This window comes from Streptomyces sp. NPDC001508, from assembly GCF_040298665.1.
In the GTDB taxonomy this organism is placed as follows: domain Bacteria; phylum Actinomycetota; class Actinomycetes; order Streptomycetales; family Streptomycetaceae; genus Streptomyces.
This window is the reverse complement of the sequence record NZ_JBEPAP010000172.1, coordinates 1-1,256: the sequence shown is the minus strand read 5'-3', so window position 1 is coordinate 1,256 and position 1,256 is coordinate 1. Positions and strand designations below refer to the sequence as shown.

The 1,256-nt window shown below is 70.7% G+C and carries 1 protein-coding gene; it reads left to right on the top strand.

Features of this window, described 5'->3' with window-relative positions; translation table 11 throughout:
- The first annotated feature begins 112 nt into the window (after positions 1-112).
- Complete coding sequence (locus ABT245_RS45925; protein WP_351747138.1) at positions 113-841, top strand: FUSC family protein; 729 nt, start codon at positions 113-115, stop codon at positions 839-841.
- Positions 842-1,256 lie beyond the last annotated feature (415 nt).

Here is a 1,256-nt window from a genome sequence, read left to right as displayed (position 1 = left end):
GACCCCGGAAGTCGAATGCTTCAGGCGGCCTGAGTGCTCACCTGCTGGCGGCTACGGCACCGAGTCTCACCGACCCGGCAAGTCCCATTAGGCGGCCTTCACCGTCACGCTGGTGGTGCTGTTCAGCATCGGCCGGGACCCCAACTGGCACATCGTGCTGCTGCGGATCCAGGACATCGGCCTCGGCTGCGCGGTGAGCGTGCTGGTCGGCCTGTTCTTCTGGCCGCGTGGCGCCACGGCCGCGGTCGACCGGGCGCTGGCCGCCGCGTACACGGACAGCGCCCGCTATCTGGCGGGTGCGGTGGAGTACGCCGTCGGCAGGTGCGGCAGTCCGCCGATACGGGCCGACGTGCCGCTGGAGCAGGGGCGTGCGGCGGCCGCGTCCGCGCGACGCCTGGACGACGCCTTCCGCAGCTATCTGGCCGAGCGCGGCGCCAAGCCCGTGCCGCTGGCCGACATGACCGCGCTGGTCACGGGGATCGTCGGGCTGCGGCTGGCCGCGGACGCCGTGCTGGGGCTGTGGCGGCGGGCCGGTGACCCGTCCGACGTGGCCGACCGGGCCGCCGCCCGGCTGGTCCTGCTCTCCGCGGCGGGCCGGGTGACCGGCTGGTACCGGGATCTGGCCGGGTGCCTCGGCGGACCGCGGTCCGTACCCGATCCGCTGCCGCCCGACCCGGACAGCGCGGCGGGACTGGTCGAGTCCGTACGCCGTGATCTGCTGGACGAGCACGGGCGGGCCACCGACACGGCGGTCCGCATCATCTGGACCGCCGACCATCTGAGCGCGGCCCGTCGCCTCCAGCCCGCCCTGGCCGCCGCGGCACGCCGCTACGAAAGCTGACGACCGAGCGGTCCGCGGGCGACGTCAGACCAGGCTGCGGCCAGGACAACTCACGGCAGATTCCGAGCCATCACAACCCGCTGAACCTGATTCGTGCCCTCGTAGATCTGGTTGCTTCACGGAGAACATGGCTCTGAGCTGGGGAGAAAGCCCTTCAGCGGGGGACCTCCCCAGCATTCCCCCGTGATCACGAAGGAGCCTCCTGGGCTCTGCCTGGGCATTCCGCTGGTCATGCGTCTAGCGCCGCCAGACCCACTTTCGCCCCAGGTCAAGGACCGCATGGCCGTAACTCGCGCCAGCCAACTTATGCGAGGACGTGACTAGTAGGGCTCCGTTAGGTGTCATTTGCCGGTTGTGTTCGTCCGGAGGCACGGTGGGTGGATGGACATGCGGCAAGTGGAGGATCTCCGGTCGG